The organism is Phyllobacterium sp. 0TCS1.6A (assembly GCF_026420825.1).
GTDB lineage: Bacteria > Pseudomonadota > Alphaproteobacteria > Rhizobiales > Rhizobiaceae > Phyllobacterium.
Genome location: NZ_JAPMAB010000001.1, coordinates 184,272 through 201,738, shown reverse-complemented (window position 1 = coordinate 201,738; position 17,467 = coordinate 184,272). Strand labels below are relative to the sequence as shown.

The 17,467-nt window shown below is 62.7% G+C and carries 16 protein-coding genes; 5 read left to right on the top strand and 11 right to left on the bottom strand.

The annotated features are described in order from the left end of the window. Positions 1-29: 29 nt before the first annotated feature. From bluB to ettA, 3 genes are read right to left on the bottom strand one after another with little or no spacing between them, the layout of a single operon-like run. On the bottom strand, positions 30-704 hold the full coding sequence (bluB, locus tag OSJ75_RS00935) for a 5,6-dimethylbenzimidazole synthase (protein WP_250013198.1): 675 nt from the start codon (positions 702-704) through the stop codon (positions 30-32). Positions 705-719: 15 nt separating this feature from the next. Beyond that, positions 720-1,328 carry an MOSC domain-containing protein gene (locus tag OSJ75_RS00930; RefSeq protein ID WP_267226226.1) on the bottom strand — a complete coding sequence of 203 codons (609 nt, stop codon included), beginning with the start codon at positions 1,326-1,328 and terminating at the stop codon, positions 720-722. Between the two features lie 31 nt (positions 1,329-1,359). Continuing rightward, complete coding sequence (gene ettA / locus OSJ75_RS00925) at positions 1,360-3,009, bottom strand: energy-dependent translational throttle protein EttA (protein ID WP_250013195.1); 1,650 nt, start codon at positions 3,007-3,009, stop codon at positions 1,360-1,362. 1,073 nt (positions 3,010-4,082) lie between these two features. Here ettA and OSJ75_RS00920 point away from each other — a divergent pair. From OSJ75_RS00920 to OSJ75_RS00900, 5 genes are all read left to right on the top strand, one after another. Next, positions 4,083-5,033, top strand: coding sequence for an alpha/beta fold hydrolase (locus OSJ75_RS00920; RefSeq protein WP_267226223.1), 951 nt, complete (start codon positions 4,083-4,085; stop codon positions 5,031-5,033). Beyond that, positions 5,033-6,235, top strand: a complete 1,203-nt coding sequence (locus OSJ75_RS00915; protein WP_250013193.1) for a CaiB/BaiF CoA transferase family protein — start codon at positions 5,033-5,035, stop codon at positions 6,233-6,235. Before OSJ75_RS00920 ends, OSJ75_RS00915 begins: the two co-directional genes overlap by 1 nt. Next, positions 6,219-7,868 (top strand): thiamine pyrophosphate-binding protein, encoded by a 1,650-nt coding sequence (locus OSJ75_RS00910; protein ID WP_267226221.1) that lies wholly within the window; start codon positions 6,219-6,221, stop codon positions 7,866-7,868. Before OSJ75_RS00915 ends, OSJ75_RS00910 begins: the two co-directional genes overlap by 17 nt. A gap of 67 nt (positions 7,869-7,935) precedes the next feature. Then, positions 7,936-8,667 carry a glycosyltransferase family 2 protein gene (locus OSJ75_RS00905; protein ID WP_267226219.1) on the top strand — a complete coding sequence of 244 codons (732 nt, stop codon included), beginning with the start codon at positions 7,936-7,938 and terminating at the stop codon, positions 8,665-8,667. After that, positions 8,660-8,980, top strand: a complete 321-nt coding sequence (locus OSJ75_RS00900) for a lipid-A-disaccharide synthase N-terminal domain-containing protein (RefSeq protein WP_250013190.1) — start codon at positions 8,660-8,662, stop codon at positions 8,978-8,980. Before OSJ75_RS00905 ends, OSJ75_RS00900 begins: the two co-directional genes overlap by 8 nt. Positions 8,981-8,998: 18 nt before the next feature. Here the strand turns inward: OSJ75_RS00900 and OSJ75_RS00895 are convergent, their stop codons facing one another. From OSJ75_RS00895 to OSJ75_RS00860, 8 genes are all read right to left on the bottom strand, one after another. Then, positions 8,999-10,309: a UDP-glucose dehydrogenase family protein gene (locus OSJ75_RS00895; protein ID WP_267226215.1), complete on the bottom strand. Its 1,311-nt coding sequence runs from the start codon at positions 10,307-10,309 to the stop codon at positions 8,999-9,001. A gap of 106 nt (positions 10,310-10,415) precedes the next feature. Then, the gene (mgrA, locus tag OSJ75_RS00890) at positions 10,416-11,477 is read right to left on the bottom strand and encodes an L-glyceraldehyde 3-phosphate reductase (RefSeq protein ID WP_250013186.1); all 1,062 of its coding nucleotides are present in this window, start codon (positions 11,475-11,477) and stop codon (positions 10,416-10,418) included. 166 nt (positions 11,478-11,643) lie between these two features. Then, entirely contained in the window at positions 11,644-12,012 is a 369-nt protein-coding gene (locus OSJ75_RS00885) for a transcriptional regulator (RefSeq protein WP_267226212.1), read from the bottom strand. 151 nt (positions 12,013-12,163) lie between these two features. Then, positions 12,164-13,162, bottom strand: a complete 999-nt coding sequence (locus tag OSJ75_RS00880) for an ABC transporter ATP-binding protein (RefSeq protein WP_250013183.1) — start codon at positions 13,160-13,162, stop codon at positions 12,164-12,166. Between the two features lie 22 nt (positions 13,163-13,184). Next, positions 13,185-14,249, bottom strand: a complete 1,065-nt coding sequence (locus tag OSJ75_RS00875; protein ID WP_267226210.1) for a Gfo/Idh/MocA family protein — start codon at positions 14,247-14,249, stop codon at positions 13,185-13,187. Beyond that, entirely contained in the window at positions 14,246-15,085 is an 840-nt protein-coding gene (locus OSJ75_RS00870; protein WP_267226208.1) for a carbohydrate ABC transporter permease, read from the bottom strand. The genes OSJ75_RS00875 and OSJ75_RS00870 overlap by 4 nt, the downstream gene beginning before the upstream one ends. Before the next feature lie 16 nt (positions 15,086-15,101). Next, positions 15,102-16,052 carry a carbohydrate ABC transporter permease gene (locus OSJ75_RS00865; protein ID WP_267226206.1) on the bottom strand — a complete coding sequence of 317 codons (951 nt, stop codon included), beginning with the start codon at positions 16,050-16,052 and terminating at the stop codon, positions 15,102-15,104. A gap of 154 nt (positions 16,053-16,206) precedes the next feature. After that, positions 16,207-17,466: an ABC transporter substrate-binding protein gene (locus OSJ75_RS00860; RefSeq protein WP_250013175.1), complete on the bottom strand. Its 1,260-nt coding sequence runs from the start codon at positions 17,464-17,466 to the stop codon at positions 16,207-16,209. Between the last annotated feature and the right edge of the window lies 1 nt (position 17,467).

Sequence of the window (17,467 nt, the reverse complement as noted above, 5' to 3'; positions counted from 1 at the left end):
AGTGTGAATCGACAAATGAGCGCCCTGCCTCAACCCTGCCAGCTTTCCTCGAAGATGAGATCGCCGAGAGGCAGGCGCTCGCGCCAGCCGCGCTTTTCGAGTTCGGGTCCGCTATAGAGCTCGTCCACATGGCCGATGCAGAGATAGGCGATGATCTCGACATGGTCGGGGATGGCGAGGATGCGGCGCATGTCCGCATCGCTGTAGATGCTCACCCAGCCGACGCCGATCCCCTCGGCGCGGGCGGCGAGCCAGAGGTTCTGCACCGCGCAGACGGTGCTGTAGAGGTCCATCTGCCTGTTATGCGTGCGCCCCAGCACCACCTCGCCGCCGCGGGTCCGGTCGCAGGTGATGCACAGGTTGATCGGCGCCTTGCGGATGCCTTCGAGCTTCAGCGAGGCATAGAGCGCCTGCCGCTCGTCCGGAAACAGCGCCTTCGCCTCCTCATTGGCGCGCGTGAACGCCGCGTGCACGGCCGCCTTCGTCTCGTCGCTGCGGATGATGATGAAGTTCCATGGCTGCATGAAACCGACCGAAGGCGCGTGATGGGCCGCCTCCAGCAGCCGCAGCAGCACGGCTTCCTCGATGGGCTGCGGCAGGAACTGGTCGCGCACGTCGCGGCGGTTGAAGATGGCCTTGTAGACGGCGTCGCGCTCTTCCGGGGTAAACCTGACCGCCGGTACCGGGCCGCTTGCCTCGCTCATCGGCGGCTTGTCCCGCTACGCACGGTAGATCCATTGTTCCGGCAGGCGGATATCGACCTTTTCGCCGCCATGGATGGTGCCGGGCTTCTCCACCCAGGCGACAATGCCGCGCAGGCGCTTGGAGACGCGGACGAAATCCAGCGCCGTGGCCAGTTCGTCGTCGCTGCCGGCATGCGCGGCGATGGAGCGGCCCGCCACCTTGCATGGCGCATTCTGGCCATCGACCTTCAAGGTCACGCCGCCTTCGAAGAACATCAGGCTGCGCGGCGGCAGCATGGAAAGCGATGGCACGCCCGAAAGCAGCATATTGCCGCCGATCCACTCGCTCTTCAGCTCCGCCAGACCCATGCCGGCGGCGATCTGGCTCATCTCGTCGGCACCGAGGATCGAGACATGGCGCTCATTGCGCATTTCCGTCCCGCGCGGATACCAGGGCTCGCGCCCGCCCGAGCGGCGGGTCGGCCCGGCGTGAAAATCGCCGACGATACCGTCGAAGGTGAAATGCAGCGCCGCCGCCGGCGTCGTGACGAAATCCCCGCCCCGCGCTTCGAACAGGGCCTCGACCCGCCCGCTGATCTTGCGCGCGGGAACGATTTCATCCGCATTGTGGAACAGGTCTGTCATGTTGCACCCACCGTTCTCCGCGCCGCTGATCCTAACGTGTCAGGCGCTTGTAGGTCGGGCGCTTCGGATTGACGCTGTCGGGCCCGAGGCGACGGATCTTGTCGTTCTCATATTCCTCGAAATTGCCTTCGAACCATTCCACATGGCTGTCGCCCTCGAAAGCGAGGATATGCGTCGCCAGGCGGTCGAGGAACATGCGATCATGGCTGATGATGACGGCGCAGCCGGCATATTTTTCCAGCGCATCTTCCAGCGCCGACAATGTTTCCGTGTCGAGATCGTTGGTCGGCTCGTCGAGCAGCAGCACATTGCCGCCCGATTGCAGCATCTTCGCCAGATGGACGCGGTTGCGCTGGCCGCCGGACAGGTTGCCGACCTTCTGCTGCTGGTCGCCACCCTTGAAATTGAAGGCGGAGACATAGGCGCGCGAGTTCATCTCGTGCTTGCCGAGCTTGATGATGTCGTTGCCGCCCGAGATTTCCTCCCAGACGTTCTTGTCGCCCTTCAGGTGGTCGCGGCTCTGGTCGACATAGCCGAGATGCACCGTGTCGCCGATGCGGATCGCGCCGGAATCGGGCTTTTCCTGCCCGGTGATCATCTTGAACAGCGTGGTCTTGCCGGCGCCGTTCGGCCCGATGACGCCGACGATGCCGCCCGGAGGCAGCTTGAAGGTCAGGTTCTCGATCAGCACCCGGTCGCCAAAGGATTTCGTCAGGTTCTCCGCCTCGATCACCACCTGGCCGAGACGCTCGCCGGCGGGAATGATGATCTGCGCATCGCCCGGCCGCTGGTCGTTGGCGGCATCGACGAGTTCGTCATAGGCACGGATGCGCGCCTTGGATTTCGCCTGCCGCGCCTTGGGGCTGGCGGCAATCCACTCCCGCTCGCGCTCCAGCGCCTTCTGGCGCGAGGCCTCTTCGCGGCCCTCCTGCTGCATGCGCTTGGCCTTGGCTTCGAGATAGGCCGAATAATTGCCCTCATAGGGAATGCCGCGGCCGCGGTCGAGTTCGAGGATCCAGCCCGTGACATTGTCGAGGAAGTAGCGATCATGGGTGATGAGCAGCACCGCGCCCGGATATTCGCGCAGGTGCTTCTCGAGCCATGCGGTGGTCTCCGCGTCCAGATGGTTGGTCGGCTCGTCGAGCAGCAGCAGGTCCGGCTGCGACAAGAGCAGCCTGCACAGCGCGACGCGGCGACGCTCGCCGCCGGAAAGCTTGGTCACATCCGCATCGCCGGGCGGGCAGCGCAGCGCTTCCATGGCCATCTCGACCTGCGATTCCAGATCCCAGAGGTTCTGGCTGTCGATGATGTCCTGCAGCCGCGCGCCCTCGTCTGCGGTCTCGTCGGAATAATTCATCATCAATTCATTGTAGCGATCGATGATCGCCTTCTTGGCGGCGACACCTTCCATCACATTGGCCATGACGTCCTTGTCCGGGTCCAGCACCGGCTCCTGCGCCAGATAGCCGACGGTGGCGCCGTCCGCCAGCCAGGCCTCGCCGGTGAATTCCTTGTCCATGCCGGCCATGATCTTGAGAATCGTCGACTTGCCGGCGCCGTTCGGCCCGAGAATGCCGATCTTCGCATCCGGATAGAACGACAGATGAATGTTCTCGAGCACCTTCTTGGCGCCATAGGCCTTGTTCAAGCCGGCCATGTGATAGATGAATTGGCGTGCCATACCGCGCGTCACTCCGCTTTTTCGGGTAATGAATTTGCGCCGTATGTAGGCGAAAGGGCCAGTTGTGGCAATGGACCGCGGGCCGATTTGTCCCGGCATTGCCTGCAATCGGATCACTCTCCCTGACGCCGGGCTGGTGAGCCCATCCGCTTGATGCTGAGCCCCACCTCCCTCATGCTGAGCCCGTCGAAGCACGAAGCACGCACTTCGTTTATGCAACACACGGCTCTCTTGGTGGGATAAATGGAAACTTATCCCACCTCTCAGAAACCGGGTTATTCTGTGCAGGTCCTTTCCAGTGGGGGAGCAGCTTCCGGTGCTGTTTCGATTGCTGGGAAAGGATGGCGTTGCCGGATGGTCGGAAGTGACAACCCCGACTATCCAGCAAACTGCAGATGGAAACGGAGGTGGCGCTTCGTTTTCCGGGTTGTTGCGTCTGACAAACGCAGGAACAGCAGGCAAAGACGTCGCGGGCGGTCTTCGGACCTCGACCCTGATACCTACTGACGCGCTGAAGACCGCCCGTCTCCCCCCATTTCAATGACCAGACGCGATTTTGCGGGCGTGGTGAGGATTTTCCGTATCCAGCATCTCCCTCATGCTGAGCCTGTCGAAGCACGCACGATGCTTTTGCAGCGCTCCAACGAAGGATTGCACAAATGTTGCTGCACCCTTCGACAAGCTCAGGATGAGGGAATTGGATTGATTGCAAAAAGGGAGGGCCACAACGAGCGAAACCGGGCGCGGATATTTCCGTCACCCGGTTTCCCCTCTGGTGCCGCATTCGGAAAGCGTCCTCTTCTCCCCTGAACGGCCATGTAACTGCTCGAGCTGCGCGAGTGCTTTGGAACCGAGGTTCAGACCGCCCAAAAAGCTCGTGGAAGGAAGTTTTGAGGCATGTTAAACAGCATTGCAAGGGGGTTTGCAAAATAAAATTGCAACGCCAAGTGTGTGCCTATCAATTAGGCATAATATTGCAAAATTGCCGGCATTTTAATGCGAGTTTTGCGCGTTGACTAATTAAACGGCAGGCCGTCAACTGCCTTGAAATGGCAGATTCGCGCAGATTCGCAATGAACTTCGACGAGCCCGAAATCCTGGCGAGCCCGACCGGAGCCATGCTCGCGCTGCGGCATTGGCCGGCGGCGGGCCAGCCCCGGGCGCTGGTGCACGTCAACCACGGACTGAGCGAACATTCGCGGCGCTATGCCCGCTTCGCCGCCCATCTCGCGGGCCACGGATTTCACGTCTATGCGCATGACCATCGCGGCCATGGCTTCAGCCGCGTGCCGGGCCTGGCCGCAGGGGGCGCCGGCCGCTTCGCCGCGCGAAACGGGGCCGAACTCGTGCTGGGCGATGTCGATGCCGTCAACCGGCAGATGCGCCAGCGCCATCCCGGCCTGCCGGTGCTGATCTTCGGCCATTCGATGGGCGGGCTGATCGCCCTCGCCTATGCGATGCGCTTTCCCGGCCGCGTCGATGCGGCGGCGATCTGGAACGCCAGTTTCTCCGCCGGCATGGCAGGCAGGGCGGCGATCGCCATTCTCGCGGCGGAACGGATGCTGCTTGGCTCGGACGTGCCGAGCATGATCCTGCCGAAGCTGACCTTCCGGGACTGGAACAGGCGCACCGGCGAGGGACGCACCGACGCCGACTGGTTGTCGCGCGATCCCGCCGAAGTCGATGCCTATATTGCCGACCCGCTTTGCGGCTGGCCGCCGAGCGTCGGCATGTGGCGCGATATATTCAGCTTTGTATTCGACGGCGCCGACGATAGGCTGCTGTCACGGCTCGCCCGCGGCATGCCGATCAATCTGGTGGGAGGCGCGGCCGATCCGGCAACGGAAGGCGGCAAGGCGGTGGAGGAACTTGAACGAAGAATGCGAAATCTCGGCTTTGGCAATGTGAATGCCACCATCTATCCCGATACGCGCCATGAGGGGCTGAACGACATCAATCGAGACATGATCATGCGGGATTTCGCCGCCTGGGCGCTCGCGAGTTTCGACAGGGACGGCAGATGATGTCCGAAGCGCCGCTGTCAAATGCCCCGTTGAAGGGAATTCGCGTCGTCGAGCTTGCACGGGTCCTTGCCGGGCCATGGGCCGGACAGGTGCTCGCCGATCTCGGCGCCGATGTCATCAAGGTGGAGAACCCCGCCGGCGGCGACGAGACGCGCGGCTGGGGCCCGCCATTCATCAACAGCCGCGAGGGCGAGAACCTTTCCGCCGCCTATTTCCACGCCTGCAACCGCGGCAAGCGCTCGATCACCGCCGATTTCACCACCGAAGAGGGCCGCGATACCGTCAAGGCCCTGTGCCGCGGCGCCGACGTGGTGCTGGAGAACTTCAAGGTCGGCGGCCTGGCAAAATACGGCCTCGACTATGAAAGCCTGCGCGCGGAAAATCCGCGCCTCGTCTATTGTTCGATCACCGGCTTCGGCCAGACCGGCCCCTATGCCGCGCAGGCCGGCTACGATTTCATCATCCAGGGCATGTCCGGCCTGATGTCGGTGACCGGCGACCCGGCGGGCCAGCCGCAGAAGGTCGGGCTCGCCGTCGCCGATATTTTCACCGGGCTTTATGCCGTCATCGCCATCCAGGCGGCACTTGCCCATGCGGCAAGGACGGGCGAAGGACAATTGGTGGACATGGCGCTGTTCGACGTGCAATCCGCCGTCCTCGCCAACCAGGCCATGAACTATCTGGCCACCGGCCGCAGCCCGACGCGCATGGGCAATGCCCATCCCAATATCTCGCCCTACGAGGTCATACCGACCGCCGACGGCCACATGATCCTCGCCGTCGGCAATGACGGCCAGTTCGCCCGCTTCTGCGCGATCGTCGGGCGCAATGAATGGGCGAGCGACCCGCGCTTCCTCACCAATCGCGCCCGCCTCGAAAACCGCGCCGAGCTGACGCGGCTCATCTCCGCCGAGACCGCCCTGCGCACCCGCGCCGACCTCCTGCTCGAATGTTCGCGCAATGCGGTTCCCGCCGGGCCGATCAACGAGATCGGCGAGATGTTCGCCGATCCGCAGATCGTGGCAAGGGGGCTGCGGCTCGATCTCGACGACGGCCATGGCAATGCCATTCCCTCGGTGCGGAGCCCCATCGTGCTGTCGAAGACGCCATTGACCTATGATCGGCCCTCGCCGCGCCTCGGCGAGCACAGTTCGGAAATTCTCGAGGAAATCGGAAAGGCGAAGGATGAAGACCGGCGGTGAACTGATCGTTGATTCCCTGATTGCAAACGGCGCCGAGCGGCTGTTCTGCGTGCCCGGCGAAAGCTATCTCGCCGTGCTCGACGCCCTGCACGACGCCCCGATCGGCGTGACGGTGTGCCGGGCCGAGGGCGGCGCGGCGATGATGGCCGAAGCCTGGGGCAAGCTGACGGGAAAGCCGGGCATCTGCTTCGTCACCCGCGGCCCCGGCGCCACCAATGCCTCGCCGGGCATCCATATCGCGCGGCAGGATTCGACGCCGCTGATCCTCTTCATCGGCCAGGTGCAGCGGGATGCCCGCGAGCGCGAGGCATTCCAGGAGATCGAATATCGCCGCTTCTTCGCCGATACGGCGAAATGGGTGGCGGAAATCGACGATGCACGGCGCATTCCGGAATTCGTCACGCGCGCCTTCGCGGTCGCGACCTCGGGCCGACCGGGACCGGTCGTGCTGGCGCTGCCGGAAGACATGCTGACCGACCGCGTGGAAGCCGTCGCCGCGCAGGGCTACGAGCCGGTGGAGACCGCGCCCTCGCCCGCGGCGATCGAGAAGCTGGCGGATCGATTGCAGGGCGCCGAGCGCCCCTTCATGATCCTTGGCGGCTCGCGCTGGAGCGAGAAGGCGGTGCACTCCATCACCCGCTTCGCCGAAAAATGGCACCTGCCGGTGGGCTGCTCCTTCCGGCGCCAGATGCTGTTCGACCATCTCCACCCGAATTATGCCGGCGATGTCGGCATTGGCATCAACCCGGCTTTGGCGAAGCGCATCCGGGAGGCGGACGTGCTTCTCCTCGTCGGCGGGCGGCTCGGCGAAATGCCCTCCTCCGGCTATTCGCTGGTCGAGAGCCCCTATCCGCGCCAGACGCTCATCCATGTCCACCCCGACGCGGAAGAGCTCGGCCGCGTCTACAGGCCCCACCAGGCGATCAACAGCGCCCCGGACGCCTTTGCCGAGGCGGTGGAACATCTGGCGCCGCCATCCCATGTCGCATGGGCAGATGCGGCCGCCGCGGCGCATGAGGCCTATCTTGCCTGGTCGACACCGCCGCAGACCGGCCCCGGCGCTGTCGCCATGGGACCGATCATGTCCTACCTGGAGACGGTGCTGCCGGAGGATGCCATCATGACCAATGGCGCCGGCAATTACGCCACATGGCTGCACCGCTTCCATCGCTTTCGCCGCTTCGGCACCCAGGCCGCGCCGACATCCGGCTCCATGGGCTATGGCCTGCCCGCTGCCGTCGCCGCCAAGCAATTATATCCGCAGCGAACCGTGGTCTGCTTCGCCGGCGATGGCTGTTTTCTCATGAACGGGCAGGATTTTGCCACGGCGGTGAAATACCGGCTGCCGATCATCGCGATCGTCGTCAACAATTCCATCTACGGCACGATCCGCATGCATCAGGAGCGGGAATATCCCGGCCGCGTCTCGGCGACGGACCTGACCAACCCGGATTTCGCGCTGCTGGCCCGGGCATTCGGCGGCCATGGCGAGACGGTCGAGACCACCGGCGAGTTCGAAGGCGCATGGCAGCGCTCGCTCGCCAGCGGCAAGCCGGCGATCATCGAAATACGGCTCGATCCGGAGGCGATCACCCCGGCGCGGACGCTGACGGACATACGCCTTGGCAAATAAACTGGTTGGTAGAGCGCACAATTCGATGGTATGAGCGCGCCAGAAATAATGACGAGAGCTTCCATCTTTGCGCAATCCCGCGATCACCATTGTCATCCCCTGCCGCAATGAAGCGGCCAATCTTGCCTTTCTGCTCGATGAAGTCGACGAGGCGATGAAGGGGCGCGACTATGAAGTCATCGTCGTGGATGACGGCTCCACCGATGCGACCGGCACCGCGCTCCAGGAGCGGATGAAGACTGCGCCGCAGCTGCGCCACATCCACCATGACAAGTCCGCCGGGCAGAGCGCCGCGGTGCGCTCCGGCGTCTTCGCGGCGCGCGGCGAGGTGATCGTCACCATGGATGGCGACGGGCAGAACGATCCGGCCTATCTCCCGGTTCTCGCCGATGCACTGATCGCCGCCGGCCCCGCCATCGGCATTGCCGCCGGCCAGCGGCTGAAGCGGACGGACAGCAAGCTGAAGCAGATATCGTCGCGCTTTGCCAATGGGCTGCGCCAGTCGATCCTCAAGGACAATACCCGCGACAGCGGCTGCGGCCTCAAGGCGGTCCACGCGCAGCTGTTTCGCGAATTGCCGTTCTTCGACGGCTGGCACCGCTATCTGCCCGCCCTCGTCCTGCGCGAGGGCTACGGCACGGTTCATGTCGACGTCGTCGACCGCGAGCGGCGGCACGGCAAATCCAATTACGGTATCCTCGACCGCGGCCTGCGCGGCATCCTCGACCTCTACGGGGTATGGTGGCTGAGAAGACGTCGAAAGACGGTTCCAAAGATTACGGAGATCGGCCATGGCTGACGCATTTTCAAACTGGCTGCACTCGGTCTTCGTCGCCCAGTTCGACGCCTGGATCGTGCTCGGCTTTTTCGCCCAGGGCTGTTTCACCATGCGCTTCGTCGTGCAATGGCTGGCTTCCGAAAAGGCGAAGCGCAGCGTCGTGCCCGTCGCCTTCTGGTTCTTTTCGCTGATCGGCGGCACGCTGCTGTTCGTCTATGCCGTGGTGCGCAAGGACCCCGTCTTCATTGCCGGCCAGGGCCTCGGCCTCTTCGTCTATATCCGCAATCTCTGGCTCATCGCCAACGAGAAGAAGTCGCTGACGCAGGACACCTGATTCGCGTCGCGCTCCAGTCTAACGGATCAATGGCCGGCCGACGGAGTGATATTCCAGTCCCGAACCTTCGAGATCCTGTGAATTGAACACATTGCGCATGTCGAAGAAGACCTTGCCGTCCATCAGTTCGGCGACCTTCCCGAGATCCAGCGCGCGATAGGCATTCCATTCCGTCATCAGGACGGTGATGCCCGCCCCCCGGACCGCCTCGTAGGACGAAGAACACCATACGACGCCGGGGAGCACCGCCTCGGCGGCCTGCCGCGCCTCCGGATCATGCGCCCGCACCGTCAGGCCCGCCGCCTGCAGCGCCGGTATGATGTCGAGCGAGGGCGACTCGCGAATGTCGTCGGTGTTCGGCTTGAAGGCGATGCCGAGCACGGCGACCGTTCTCGCGCCGGTCCTTGCCGCCGCTTCCACCACGCGTTGCGCCAGCGAACGCTTGCGGTTTTCATTGATGGCGACCACTTGCTCGATCAGCGTCTGCGGCGCCTCCAGCTTGCGCCCGGTCGCGGCATAGGCGCGCGTATCCTTGGGAAAGCACGAACCGCCGAAGCCCGGCCCGGCATGCAGGAATTTCGAGCCGATGCGATTGTCCATGCCGATCGCCCGCGCCACGTCCTGGACGTTGCCGCCCGCCTTTTCGCAGAGGTCGGCGACCTCGTTGATGAAGGTCACCTTCATGGCGAGGAAGGCATTGGCCGCATATTTGATCAGCTCGGCATTTTCGAGCGTGGTCACGATCATCGGCGTCTCGCGCAGGTAAAGCGGCTTGTAGACACGGCGCATGGCAGCCGCGCCGGTCTCGTCATGCACGCCGACGACGACGCGGTCGGGGCGCATGAAATCCTCCACCGCCGATCCCTCGCGCAGGAATTCCGGGTTCGACACCATCGAGAACGGAACGCCGGGACGTGCCTGCGCGATACGCTCGCGCACCGCCGCATTGGTGCCGACGACGACGGTCGACTTGATGACGATGACGGCTCCGGGCTTCATCGCCGCGGCGATCTCGTCGGCGGCGGCGTGGATATATTGCAGGTCCGCCTCGCCATCGCCGCGGCGTGAAGGCGTGCCGACGGCGACGAACACCACATCGGCATCGGCGACGGTGGCGGCGAGTTCCGTGGTGAAGGTCAGCCGGCCGTCGCGGACATTGCGCATCAGCAATTCGTCGAGCCCGGGCTCGAAGATCGTCACCTCGCCGGCCCGCAGCCGCTCGATGATGGCCGGGTTCTTGTCGACGCAAGTGACCTGAAAACCGAATTCCGCAAAGCAAACGCCCGACACCAGACCGACATATCCGGTCCCAATCATCGCAATCTTCATCGAATACTTCCAATCTGCAAATCTGCGCGGCAATGATTTCGCACATTGCACGCGCGCTGCCAATCACCCTGCATCTGGTGACCCGGAATCTGGTAGATCGTCTCCGTCAGTCCACCTTGACCGGCTTGCGTGCCGGCCCCTTGCGCTCGGCGGAGGCAGCCCAGAGATTGATGTTGGCATCATTGGCGAAAACGTCGATCTCCGCCAGTTCCGCATCGGTGAACTCGATATTGTCGAGCGCCTTGACGCAATCGACGACCTGCTGCGGCTTGCTGGCCCCGATGAGCGCCGTGGTGATGCGGCCGCCGCGCAGCACCCAGGCCAGGGCCATCTGCGCCAGGGTCTGGCCGCGCTTCAATGCAATCTCGTTCAGGCCGCGGATATTGGCGATGTTCTTCTCGCTCAGGAATTCCGGATTGAGCGATTTTCCCTGCGCCGCGCGGCTCTCCTCCGGCACGCCCTTCAGATATTTGTCGGTCAGCATGCCCTGCGCCAGCGGCGAGAACACGATGGAACCGATGCCGAGTTCATCCAGCGCATCGACCAGCCCGTCTTCCTCGATCCAGCGATTGATCATCGAATAGCTCGGCTGGTGAATGAGGCACGGCGTGCCGAGCTGTTCGAGAATGGCGGCCGCCTCGCGCGTGCGGCGCGCATTATAGGAGGAAATCCCGACATATTGCGCCCGGCCCGAACGCACGATGTGATCGAGCGCCATCATGGTCTCTTCGAGCGGCGTATCGGGATCGAAGCGGTGCGAATAGAATATGTCGACATAGTCGAGGCCGAGCCGCTTCAGGCTCTGGTCGCAGCTGGCAATGAGGTATTTGCGGCTGCCCCACTCGCCATAGGGGCCGGGCCACATGCCATAGCCGGCCTTGGACGAAATGATCAATTCGTCGCGGTAGGGCTTGAAATCCGTGCGCAGTATCTCGCCGAAGGCGGTCTCGGCGGAACCGGGCGGCGGGCCGTAATTATTGGCGAGGTCGAAATGGGTGATGCCGAGATCGAAGGCCTGCCGGCAGATCGACTGCTTCAGGCCGTGTGGCGTATCATTGCCGAAATTATGCCAGAGGCCGAGGGATATCGCCGGGAGCTTCAGGCCGCTGCGTCCGCAGCGATTATATTTCATCGTGTCGTAGCGCTTCGCGTCAGCAGTCCAAACCATCTTCACCAGTCCTCGATCTTCATGTCACATGCAGCACGCAGGCGACTCCCCGCGCGCGGCGACTATGGACGAAACAAGGCGCAATGTCATGCCCGCGATGGTGGTGGCATCCAGCTCCACTTTCCTATGGTGCCTGGCTTATGCAAGGGAAGGAAAGCCCTTCGCCCTATGCTACCGCCCTCAGATTAAAATCGGCATGAATGAGATCATAGGGGACACATATCTTACCGTCATCGTTGCGTTCAATGATGCCCCATTCGACCAGAACGGTTATATCATCATGCACCCGCCTGATATCGCGGCCCAGCGATCGCGCCAGCCCTCGCACGGTCGAAGGGCCGATACCCTGTAGATGTTCAATCAATTCCCATCTTTTGGGCGATATGACGGTGAACATCTGGGCAGGTGACGAGAATGTGAAAACCGCCACCGGATCTGCGGAAACTCCGCTTTCCATTGCCTTTGTCGCTCTGGCGATATTGTCGTCGAATACCGCCTGGCTGTCCGGCCGCACCTGGATAAGAGCTTGTCTCATTTTTGCTTTCTCCGTTTGTCGACGTCTGCCTTGAAATCACTCAACAGGGCCTGTGGAGACGTAAAATGATAAGGGAACTCGCTGCCGTCGCGGTGGCAATGATCACCGTGCCATGTCATCATTTATCGCTGATGTCAATTATGTCATCACACTAGCTGCGGACGATCTTGCCTTCGGCGTCGAAGCGATAGGTCCGGCCCTTGTCCGGCGTGGCGTAGAGCACGCCGTCCACCTCGTAATCGTGCTCGCCGAACAGGCGCACCGTCAGCGGGCCGAATTCCGTCTGCAGATAGAGGATCGTGTCGGCGCCGAGATGTTCGACATGGATGACCGAGCCTTTCCAGGTGCCTTCCTTGGCGCTTACCTGGATGTGCTCGGGCCGGATGCCGACCGTCTTAGCCGTATCGCCAAGCTTGCCGCCGTCGATGAGGTTCATCTGCGGCGAGCCGATGAAACCGGCGACGAACACCGTCTGGGGATTGTTGTAGAGCTCCATCGGCGTGCCGACCTGCTCGATCCTGCCCTTGTTGAGCACGACGATCTTGTCGGCCAGCGTCATGGCTTCGACCTGGTCATGGGTAACGTAGATCATCGTCGCCTTGAGCTGGCGATGCAGCCGGGCGATCTCAAGCCTCGTATTGACGCGCAGCGCCGCATCGAGATTGGACAGCGGTTCGTCGAAGAGGAACAGCTCGGGCTCGCGCACGATGGCCCGCCCGATGGCGACACGCTGGCGCTGGCCGCCGGAAAGCTCGGACGGGCGGCGCTCCAGATAATCGTCGAGCGAAAGCATGGCCGAGGCGATGGCGGTGCGTTCCTTGATCTCGGCGGCGGGCTTTCCGGCCTGTTTCAGCCCGAGGCCCATATTGTCCCGCACCGTCAGATGCGGATAGAGCGCATAGGTCTGGAACACCATGGCAATGCCGCGCTTGGCCGGTGGCGTGTTGTTGACGCGCTTGCCATCGATGAGGATATCGCCGGACGTCGCATCCTCGAGACCCGCAATGACCCGCAGCAGGGTGGACTTGCCGCAACCGGAAGGGCCGACGAAGATCACGAACTCCCCATCCTCGACCTCCAGATCGATCCCCTTGAGAACGTCCACGTGGCCGAAGGACTTGCGAATGTCTTGAATCTTCAAAGAACCCAATGTCTTGTTCCTGTCTCTTGAATCAAATCGTCAGATCGACCGGCCGGCCCGTGCGCACGCTCTCATCCGCCGCCAGGCAGACGCTGAGCGAGCGCACCGCATCGCGCATGTGGCGGCCCAGATCCATGCCCTCGCGGATCGCCTTCAGCACGAAGGCCTGTTCACGGTCGCAAAGCTCCTGGTGGCCGGGCTCGCCCGCCATGTCGAGCAGCGTGTCGGCCCTCGCGAAGCGGCCATCCGGGCCGGTCTCGGCCGAATGCAGCTTTATCGTCGATGTCTTCGTATGCGAGTCGATATCGTCGGATTTGGCGTTCTGGTCCATGACGATGGAGACGCAGCCGGCCGGCGAGATGACGTCTTTCACGAAGAAGGCGGTTTCCGAGATCATCGGGCCCCAGCCCGCCTCGTACCAGCCGACGGAATCATCGTCGAACAGCACCTGCAGATGGCCGTAATTATACATGTCGTCGGCGATCTCGCCGGAGAGCCGCACGCCCATCCCCCTCACCTGCACCGGCTTCGCATCGGTGATCTGCAGCATCACGTCGAGATAATGCACGCCGCAATCGACGATCGGCGAGGTGGTCTTCATCAGCGATTTGTGCGTCTCCCATGTCGGGCCGCTCGATTGCTGGTTGAGGTTCATCCGGAAGACGTAGGGACCGCCGAGCTTGCGCGCCTCCTCGATCAGCCGCATCCATGACGGGTGATGGCGCAGGATATAGCCGATCACCAGCTTGCGGCCATGTTTCACCGCCGCCGCCACCACGCGCTCCGCATCGGCGACACTGGTCGCCAGCGGCTTCTCCACGAACACGTCCGCGCCGGCCTCCATGGCGGCAATTGCATAGTCCGCATGGCTGTCGGAATAGGTATTGATCGAGACGAGATCGGGCTTCAGCTCGGCCAGCGCCTGTTCGTAGGACGGATGGATCGTATAGGATGCAAGCTGCGGCGGCAGCTCGACCACCGAGCGGTTGACCAGCCCGACGATCTCGAAGCCGGGATTCTCATGATAGGCCAGCGCATGGCTCCGCCCCATATTGCCGAGCCCGGCCACGAGCACCCTTATCGGCCTGTCCGTCATTTCACTGCTCCTGCGGTGATGCCGCGGATCAACTGCCGCGAGAAAAGCATGTAGAGTACCAGCACCGGCACGATCGCCAGCGTCAGCGCCGCCAGAACCGCGTTCCAATTGGTCACGAACTGGCCGATGAACACCTGCGAGCCCAGCGTGATGGTCTTGGTGGCGTCGCTCGGCGCGAGGATCAGCGGAAACCACAGATCGTTCCAGATCGGGATCATGGTGAAGACCGCGACCGTCGCCATGGCGGGCCGCACCAGTGGCAGCACCAGGCGGAAGAAGATCGAATATTCCGACAGGCCGTCGATGCGCCCGGCATTCTTCAGATCGTCCGAGACCGTGCGCATGAACTCGTTGAGGATGAAGACGGCGAGCGGCAGCCCCTGCGCCGTATAGACCAGGATGAGCGCGGTCAGCGTATTGACGAGGCCGGTCGCCACCATGCCCTGCAGGATCGCCACGGTGCCGAGGCGGATGGGGATCATGATGCCGAGGGCGAGGTAGAGCCCCATCAGCGTATTGCCGCGAAAGCGGTATTCGGACAGCGCAAAGGCCGCCATGGCGCCGAACAGCAGCACGAAGAAGATCGAAACCGCGGTGACGATGAAGCTGTTCTGGAAATAGAGGGCGAAATCGCCCTGCTTGAGCACCGTCTCATAGCCGACGAGGCTGAAGGATTTCGGCATCGGCAGGCCGAGGGGATCGCGGAAGATCGCCGACCGGTCCTTGAACGAATTGATGACCGTGAGGAACACCGGGAACAGCGCGATCAGCGTATAGATGATGAGCGCGAGATGCACGAGGCCCATGCGGAACGGAGATGCGGTCGGTCTTGCCATGATGGTCCCCTCGCCCTCAGAACTGATACCGGCGCATGCGCCGCTGGATTGCAAACAGGTAGAGGCAGACGCCGGACAGGATGATGAGGAACATCACCGTCGCAATGGTCGCGCCCATCGACTTGTCGCCGATCTGCAGCTGGAAACCGAAGAACACGCGGTAGAGCAGCGTTCCGAGAATGTCCGTCGAACCATCCGGACCGGCAAGCGCGCCCTGCACCGTATAGACGAGGTCGAAGGCGTTGAAATTGCCGACGAAGGTCAGGATCGAGATGATGCCGATGGAAGGAAGGATCAGCGGCAGCTTGATCTTCCAGAACTGGCTCCAGCCGGTGATTCCGTCGCATTCCGCCGCTTCCAGCACCTCGTCGGGGATGTTCAGCATGGCGGCGTAGATGAGCATCATCGGTATGCCGACATATTGCCAGACCGAGATCAGCGAGACGGCGATCAGCGCGCTGCCGGGCTTGCCGAGCCATGGCGAGAACAGCGATTTGAGGCCGATAAGGTCGAGGAGGAAGGGCGAGACGCCCCAGATCGGCGACAGGATCAGCTTCCAGATGAAGCCGACGATGACGAATGACAGCAGCGTCGGCAGGAAAAGCGCCGTGCGGTAGAAGGCGGCGAAGCGCAGCTTCGGCACCGAGAGCAGCGCCGCAAGCGCCACGCCGATCGGGTTCTGCACCAGCATGTGGATGGCGAAGAACACGAAATTGTTCTTCAGCGCATTCCAGAAGCTCGCGGCCCAGCGCGGATCGCCGAAGAGAACGCCGAAATTGCCCAAGCCGACGAAAACGCTCTGCCCGTCCCTGACATTGAACAGCGACAGCCGCAGCGTCTCGATCAGCGGCAGGATCATCACGGCCGTGTAGATGAGGAGCGCAGGCGCGAGGAACACCAATATGTGCCAGCGCCGCGGACGCCTGTCGCCGCCGGCAATGGCCGATGATTGCTCGATAGTGCTCATGAACCCCAAATCCCAGTTTTGTTCCAGGCCGCGATTTCCCGGCATCTGCCCGATGTCAGGTGCCCGATGTCAGGCGCCCGATATCTGGCAAACGAGGGTGGGCAAGGCCGCACCCTCACGATTGGCGGCGCGTGGCGAGCCACGCGCCATCGGCTTACTTGGCGGGCTTGTACCAGCTGTCGAGTCCGTCCTGCAGCTTCTTCGCAGCCGCCTCCGGCGTATCGGTGCCGTTGATCACATTGGCGGATTCGACCCAGGTTTCGTTTTCGAGGTTCGGCGTGCCGCGCGACAGGATCTGGTAGGTGGACCGGATCGTCGGCTTGCACTTCTCGCGCCAGGAGACGAATTCCTGGGCCAGCGGGTCCTGCATCTTCACCGGCGTCGAGTTCAGGCTGAAGAAGCCCGGCAGCGCATTGGCGTAGATCTCGGCGAATTCGGGCGAGGCAACCCAGTCGAGGAACTTCTTCGCTTCCTCGGGATGCTTGCTCTTGGCGTTGAGGCCGGCGCCGATATCATTGTGGTCGGAGATGTAGCATTCATCGCCCGCCTTCTTCACCGGCGGCGGGAATGCGCCCATCTTGAACTGCACCTGCGTGTTGAACAGGCCGATCTCCCACGAACCGGCGGGATAGATCGCCGCGCGGCCGAGCGTGAACAGGTTCTGGCTGTCCGGGTAGGTCTGCGCCTCGAAGCCGTCGCCGAGATAGTCCTTCCACTTCAGAAGCACCTTGTAGGGCTCGACCCATTCCGGATCGGTGAGCTTGGCTTCGCCCTTGATCAGCTTGGCGCGGCCCTCTTCGCCCTTCCAGTAGGTAGGCCCGATATTCTGGTAGCCCATGGTGGCGGCTTCCCACAGGTCCTTCGTTCCCATGGCCATCGGGATGTAGGTGCCGTCGGCCTTGATCTTTTCCAGCGCGGCGAAGAATTCCTCTTCCGTGGCCGGAACCTTTATGCCCAGCTTTTCAAAGGCTTCCTGGTTATAGATGAATCCATGGATGACCGAGGCCATCGGCACGCAGAACGTGTCCTTGCCATCGTCCGTCGTCCAGGCCGCCTTGGCGACGTCGGAGAAGTTCTTCATGCCGGCAAGGTCGTTCAGGCTGGTCAGATTGCCGCGCTTGAACTGCTCCAGCGACTTGTCGAACGGCCGGCAGGTGATGATGTCGCCGGCGCTGCCCGCATCGAAGCGCGCGCCGAGAGCGGCGTCATATTCCGTCGGCGGCGTCGGCGCGAACTTGACCTTGATGCCGGGGTTCTTGGCCTCGAAGGCCGGGATGAGCTTTTCCTGCCAGATCGCAAGGTCGTCCGTGCGCCAGCTTTCGATGGTCAGGGTGGTCTCCTGGGCATTCGCCATTCCGGCGCCTGCCAGAATGCTGCTGGCCATCAGCAATGTCTTCAATGTCTTGCTTCCCATT

Bases quoted from the DNA above. Each gene is read 5' to 3' on its own strand.
- bluB (WP_250013198.1), bottom strand. From the start codon at position 704: ATGAGCGAGGCAAGCGGCCCGGTACCGGCGGTCAGGTTTACCCCGGAA.
- OSJ75_RS00930 (WP_267226226.1), bottom strand. From the start codon at position 1,328: ATGACAGACCTGTTCCACAATGCGGATGAAATCGTTCCCGCGCGCAAG.
- ettA (WP_250013195.1), bottom strand. From the start codon at position 3,009: ATGGCACGCCAATTCATCTATCACATGGCCGGCTTGAACAAGGCCTAT.
- OSJ75_RS00920 (WP_267226223.1), top strand. From the start codon at position 4,083: ATGAACTTCGACGAGCCCGAAATCCTGGCGAGCCCGACCGGAGCCATG.
- OSJ75_RS00915 (WP_250013193.1), top strand. From the start codon at position 5,033: ATGTCCGAAGCGCCGCTGTCAAATGCCCCGTTGAAGGGAATTCGCGTC.
- OSJ75_RS00910 (WP_267226221.1), top strand. From the start codon at position 6,219: ATGAAGACCGGCGGTGAACTGATCGTTGATTCCCTGATTGCAAACGGC.
- OSJ75_RS00900 (WP_250013190.1), top strand. From the start codon at position 8,660: ATGGCTGACGCATTTTCAAACTGGCTGCACTCGGTCTTCGTCGCCCAG.
- OSJ75_RS00895 (WP_267226215.1), bottom strand. From the start codon at position 10,309: ATGAAGATTGCGATGATTGGGACCGGATATGTCGGTCTGGTGTCGGGC.
- mgrA (WP_250013186.1), bottom strand. From the start codon at position 11,477: ATGGTTTGGACTGCTGACGCGAAGCGCTACGACACGATGAAATATAAT.
- OSJ75_RS00885 (WP_267226212.1), bottom strand. From the start codon at position 12,012: ATGAGACAAGCTCTTATCCAGGTGCGGCCGGACAGCCAGGCGGTATTC.
- OSJ75_RS00875 (WP_267226210.1), bottom strand. From the start codon at position 14,249: ATGACGGACAGGCCGATAAGGGTGCTCGTGGCCGGGCTCGGCAATATG.
- OSJ75_RS00870 (WP_267226208.1), bottom strand. From the start codon at position 15,085: ATGGCAAGACCGACCGCATCTCCGTTCCGCATGGGCCTCGTGCATCTC.
- OSJ75_RS00865 (WP_267226206.1), bottom strand. From the start codon at position 16,052: ATGAGCACTATCGAGCAATCATCGGCCATTGCCGGCGGCGACAGGCGT.
- OSJ75_RS00860 (WP_250013175.1), bottom strand. From the start codon at position 17,466: ATGGGAAGCAAGACATTGAAGACATTGCTGATGGCCAGCAGCATTCTG.